Here is a 5941-nt window from a genome sequence, read left to right as displayed (position 1 = left end):
TTCTGAGCCTACTATTTGTCATTCTGAGCGAAGCGAAGAATCTAGATACTGTAAAGCGTTATTAGGGCTCAATCGTCTATGATAGATAATGCGCTTTATCTAGCGTCCTATAAGTATAGCTAAAATTCTAGCTAGCTTGTTAATTAATAAGAGGACTCGAGAGTACATTGACGAACTATAACTACTATGAACCAGTATTACGTCTACATTATGACCAATAGATCTAAAACCCTATATATTGGCGTTACTAATAATCTCGAGCGGAGAGTTTTTGAGCATAAAAGAAAACTCGTCGAGGGATTTACTGAGAAGTATAATGTTAATCGGCTTGTCTATTATGAGATTACCGAGGATATAAAAAGTGCTATTGAAAGGGAAAAGCAGCTTAAAGGTTGGATACGGAAAAGGAAGACCGACCTTATTGAATCAATGAATCCTATATGGAGAGATTTAAGTGAAGGTTGGTTTTCGTAGGTATCTGTTCCAGCACATCGCTATAAAAGCTTAGACGGTTAATAACTTGCTGGGCCGGTGCTCTCTAGATTCTTCGCTTCGCTCAGAATGACAAACAGTGAGGTCAGAATGACAAACAGTGAGGTCAGAATGACAAACAGTAAGGTCAGAATGACAAACAGTAGGGTCAGAATGACAGGTAGTGAGAGTTGTAAGTTTACCGGTGTCCGTTTCCGTTGATATCGAGCGAGTCGAACCAGTCGAGGAGGTCGTCTTTGGTGAGGAGGCCGGTTACTACGCAGTATATGGCGCAGTCGGCTTTGTCGCGGGAGCCGATGCGGGTTTTGATGTCCTCGATGTGTTTGCGAACCGTGGGTAGTTTTATGTCGAGGGTGTCGGCGATTTGCTTATCTGAGAGACCTTTCGCCCGTAACGTGATTATCTCGCGCTGGCGCGGGGTGAGCAGATCGAGGAGCCGGTCAACCGACGCATCACCGTCGTCAAAGAGGTCGATTGCCGGCTCTTGTTGCCGGTTGACCTTTGAAGCTTCGCTGTAAAAGTGCTTCATCTTATCGACTTCGGTTTCGGTGAAGAGGCCCAACCTCGTTCCGATAAATCGGCTGAACCAGATTCTGAGGGCGTCGGCAAGCATGTGGCTGCTAAGGGCGAGCGCAGTTACCAGCGCGACAATTGCTACGGGAACATCAAGAATACTGCCTTCTCCGATAAAGACGGCCCCTACATACACGAGAGTGATTGCGAGTGCGCCGATAGAGACGTAAATCGCGTCCTTCTGCAGCGCTTCTTTTTTAAGCAACGCGTTATATTTAAGTATTGCGATCGCAACGATTACAATTCCTATCGCCATAATTCTGTTGCCTGTAATAAAGCCCGCCGTGGCTCCGGTTATGCCGGTAATCAACAAACCGGTCGAGGCCATCCAGAACAGGAGGCTTCCGAGGCTAAGCCACAAGAACTGCGAGTGCTTTCTATCCTGCCACCAGGCGGCAAGGAAGTTTGCCAGGGCGATGGATATCATAAGGAAGATGAATGCGGTGAACAGGATGTAACCCGGCCCGGTTGGGATACTATGGTATCTAAGCGGTAGGTCGGTATTTGTTAGTGCGCTGAACTTAAAGAGGCTATCGGTAAAGGCGCCGGCCAGCAGAAAGAGGGCGGCAATTCCATAAAAGGCCCCCGTCACGGCGCTTGACCGGGCCGCGTTCAAAATGGTTCCCAGCGGGCGACCAACGGCGCCGCCCGCCTGAAGCGGCCGCGTTGCTTTTTGCGAGAGATGAAGCCATAGAACCGGGGCGAAGGGTAGCCACCAGAGTGATTTTTGATAGAGGATGAGCTGGGATTTCGATGCGGCCGTACCCACCATGAACGTGCTGAAGAGGTAGAAGAAGACCGTCACCATAGCGCCGGAAGCCAGTTTTGATACGGTGTCTTCGGGATTGACGCGGAAGACGTACAGCGCAAGCCATAAAAAGGCGAACGCCGTACCGACCGTAATAAAACTCGATGGATATTGGGTTAAAACATCGCCAAGTGTCATAAAACCCCTGGAGCGCGGTTGCTATCTACTCCCTTAATTTAACGACATATGCGTTTTACTTGCAAGCCGATTCTATGGCTTGTATTAAATTCACCGCAACATTGAGTGCTGCGCGCACATAGTGGTCCTGCGGACACTTTACGCCGTTACTCCTCGAAAAGATACCGTACGGTTGCTTTTATCTCGGCCACTATTGGAGATAGTGATAGCCTTACCCCCTTGTAGTTACCAAGCAGCTAAATAGGGTAATTAATGAAAGAAGGCTAGAAAGGGGGTGGCGGGTGGCTTGGATTATTCCGCAGATCGGCCGGTTGGCTGTTTCGCGAAGATATAGAAATCGGTATCGGGAGATTACAAGCGCCCTGCTTAGGCACGGTTTTGGGTTCTTGGTGACCCAGCTTGGTCTGACCCGGTTTGTTCCGTTTCAGTTGGGGCTCCTTGGGCATCCCCGGCGGGTTGAGCCGTATACGCAGGCCGAGCACGTACGGATGGTATTTGAGGAACTCGGGACCACCTTTATTAAACTCGGGCAGGTATTAAGTACCAGGGTGGACTTGCTGCCGCCCGAATACATCCATGAGCTGGAGAAACTGCTGGATAGTGTGCCGCCGGTAGACTTTGAGCCTATCCGCTTGCAGATCGAGATGGAGCTGGGTCGCGACGTAGACCAGATATTTGAACGCATCGACGCGACGCCGCTTGCCAGCGCATCGATCGGCCAGGTACATGCCGCGACGCTTATGACCGGCGAACAAGTAGTTATCAAGGTCAAGCGGCCGGGGGTTGAGGAGCAGGTCAATATCGATGTTGCTATCATCCATGAGCTGGCGAACCTTGCGAGTAGGCGACTTCCGGTTGTAAAAAACTATGATGTCGAGGGAATAGCCAGGGAGTTTACTCAAACACTTCTTAATGAGCTGGATTATCTGCAGGAAGGCCGCAACGCCGACCGTTTTCGCAGGAACTTCGAGGCGGACGAGCACGTCTATATCCCGCGGATTTCCTGGGATTATACGACCTCAAGCGTAATTGTAATGGAGCGTATATCCGGCCTGCGCATCAACGACCGGGACGCCCTCATCAGGGCGGGTTTCGAGCCATCGATAATCGCGACGCGAAGCACCGATCTGCTTATGGAACAAATATTCATCCACGGTTTCTTTCACGCCGACCCGCATCCGGCCAACTTTTTCGTTATGGAAGGCGGGGTAATCGGCCTGGTTGATTTCGGTATGGTGGGCTATGTCGACCAGGATACGAAAGGGAACCTCGTCGACCTTTTTATTGCGATTTTCGACCAGGACCCCGACGGCATCATCGATGCCTATATCGATCTCGGGGTAGCAGGGCGTGTCGAGCGCTATGCAGAGTTGAGAAGCGAAATCAGTTCCATCATCGTTAAGTATTTTGGGCTATCGCTCAGGGAGATTAACGTCCGCAGCGTGCTCAACGATGTAACCTCGCTTATCCGGCGCCACAACCTGCGGATGCCGGCAAACCTTGCGCTCCTGGTCAAGACAATTTCCATGGAAGAAGGCCTTGTTATGCACCTCGACCCTAATTTTAAGTTCGCCGAGGCCATGACCCCGTTCGCCAGGAGGGTTTGGGAAGAAACGCGCTCTCCGTTTGCGCTCGCTAAAAAGTCGGCCCGCGCACTGCTCGATTATGCGGATATCGGCGTCAATGCCCCGCGACAGCTCCGCAGGATTTTAGGGCAGCTTTCAAGGGGCGAGCTTTCGGTTGTTACGAACCAACCCCGGCTGGATGAAGAGCTAATCCGCGTAAACTCAATGGTCAACCGCCTTATTTTTGGTATTTTGACCGCCGCCACGCTTGTATCGGTAAGCCTTGTACTCCCGTTTTTCAGCGCGTTATTTGGTAGACGGAGAAAGCGTGCACCAGGGGAAAAGCCGGGAGGGTAGCCGGCGTGATAGCGTGGAAAAGAATTGGCGTTGAGCGTGACATTTACCGTATAGTCAAAGATGGGTGCTCTGGTTATTATGTAAGGAGAATAGGCTTTTTATGAGCGAGCAGTTAACCATATTTTGGAGCGTTTCCGCAGAGCAAGCGCTCAGGAACCTTAATACGACCCCCGACGGTCTCATGACCCCCGAAGCGTCCGAGCGGCTCGAGCGCTACGGCCCGAACCTGCTCAAATCGCGACGCCGGATGGGGTCGTTTACATTGTTTTTATCCCAGTTCAAAAGCCCGATAATCATCATTTTGCTGTTTGCGGCCGTTCTCTCATTTTTCCTCGAGGACCGTGTGACCGCCCTTATCATCATGACGATTATCTTTATCAGCGGTTCCTTAGGGTTCTGGCAGGAGAAAGGTGCGACCGACGCTGTTGAGAAGCTGCTTGCAATCGTCGAAGTGAAAACAACGGTTTTACGTGGCGGTAAACAGGTGGATATCCCGATCGACGAGGCGGTTCCCGGTGATATCACGATTTTAACGGCGGGGGACAGTATCCCGGGGGACTGCCTGATACTTGAATCGAGCGATCTGTATGTAGATGAGGCGACGTTAACCGGTGAGACCTACCCCGTGGAAAAAGAGCCGGGGGTCGTGCCCGCGGATACGCCCCTTGCCAGGCGCAAAAACACCCTGTTTATGGGAGCGCATGTGGTCAGCAGAAGCGCAAAGGCGGTTATCGTGCGCACGGGCAGGGAAACGGAATTCGGTAAGGTTTCAGAGAGCCTGAAGCTTAAGGCCCCCGAGACCGAATTTGAGCATGGGGTAAAGTACTTCGGATACTTTTTGCTGGAAGTGACGCTCATGCTGGTTGTCGCGATTTTTGCCATTAACGTGTACCTGAACCGCCCGGTGCTCGACTCGTTTTTGTTTTCGCTCGCGTTGGCCGTGGGGCTTACGCCGCAGCTTTTGCCCGCGATTATCAGTATAAACCTGGCCCACGGCGCAAAACGAATGGCGCAGAACAAGGTAATCGTCAAGCGCCTTGCGGCAATCGAGAATTTCGGCAGCATGAACGTTCTCTGCTCGGACAAGACGGGTACGCTAACCGAGGGCGTGGTGCGTGTGCGTGGGGCGCTTGCTATCGACGGCAATGACAGCGAGAAGGTATTTCTCTATTCGTACCTCAATGCGTTTTACGAGACCAGCTTTATGGACCCGATCGACGAGGCGATCCGCACGCATAAAAAGCTTGATGTATCTGCCTATCGAAAGATCGATGAGGTCCCCTACGATTTTATTCGGAAACGCCTGAGCGTGCTGGTTGAAAAGGACGACGCACACCTGATGGTGACGAAAGGCGCGCTGGCACGTATTCTTGACGTGTGTTCTCAGGCAGAGCTGCCAAATGGACTGGTTGTCGATATCCATAAGGTCGACGGGCAGATTAGAGAACATTTTAAGCAGTTCAGTGCAGAGGGCTTCCGCACGCTCGGGGTGTGCTGCAAGGATGTGGGGTCGACCATCGATATTACCAAAGACTCTGAGGTCGGTATGACCTTCATCGGGTTTATTCTGCTGTACGACCCGCCGAAGAAGGGCATTATCGAAACAATCGGCCGCATGAAGGATTTGGGGGTTGACCTAAAGATTATCACCGGGGATAACGCGCTGGTCGCGGCAAGTGTGAGCAAGCAGGTCGGGTTAACTAACCCGCACATTGTCACCGGCAGCGAGCTAAACCACATGAGCGATAACGCCCTGCGAAGGAGGGTCAACCACACCGAGGTCTTTGCGGAGGTCGAGCCAAACCAGAAGGAGCGCATCCTATTTGCTTTAAGGAAGGCCGGGAACGTGGTCGGCTACATAGGCGACGGTATCAACGACGGCCCGGCGCTTCATGCCTCAGACGTGGGGATTTCGGTTGATACTGCGGCGGATGTTGCTAAAGAGGCGGCCGATATCGTCTTGCTGGAAAAGGACTTGAGCGTGCTTTCGAAAGGCGTTCAGGAGGGG

4 protein-coding genes are annotated in these 5941 nt (G+C 51.9%); 3 read left to right on the top strand and 1 reads right to left on the bottom strand.

What is annotated here, in order from left to right; genetic code table 11:
* The first annotated feature begins 186 nt into the window (after nt 1-186).
* On the top strand, nt 187-474 hold the full coding sequence (locus COY37_RS11780; protein WP_353682399.1) for a GIY-YIG nuclease family protein: 288 nt from the start codon (nt 187-189) through the stop codon (nt 472-474).
* A gap of 196 nt (nt 475-670) precedes the next feature.
* On the opposite strand, the gene COY37_RS03650 is transcribed toward COY37_RS11780, so the two are convergent.
* Nucleotides 671-2011, bottom strand: coding sequence for a response regulator transcription factor (locus COY37_RS03650; RefSeq protein WP_286677467.1), 1341 nt, complete (start codon nt 2009-2011; stop codon nt 671-673).
* A gap of 281 nt (nt 2012-2292) precedes the next feature.
* Between COY37_RS03650 and COY37_RS03645 the strand changes: the two genes are divergently transcribed.
* Together COY37_RS03645 and COY37_RS03640 are read left to right on the top strand one after the other, a co-directional pair.
* Nucleotides 2293-3933: an ABC1 kinase family protein gene (locus tag COY37_RS03645; protein ID WP_286677466.1), complete on the top strand. Its 1641-nt coding sequence runs from the start codon at nt 2293-2295 to the stop codon at nt 3931-3933.
* A 100-nt stretch (nt 3934-4033) separates the two neighbouring features.
* The coding region (locus COY37_RS03640) for a cation-translocating P-type ATPase (protein ID WP_286976163.1) at nt 4034-5941 on the top strand (1908 nt) is incomplete at its 3' end.

Source organism: Candidatus Aquicultor secundus, from assembly GCF_002791875.1.
GTDB lineage: Bacteria > Actinomycetota > Aquicultoria > Aquicultorales > Aquicultoraceae > Aquicultor_A > Aquicultor_A secundus.
This window is presented reverse-complemented; position numbering and strand designations above follow the sequence as displayed.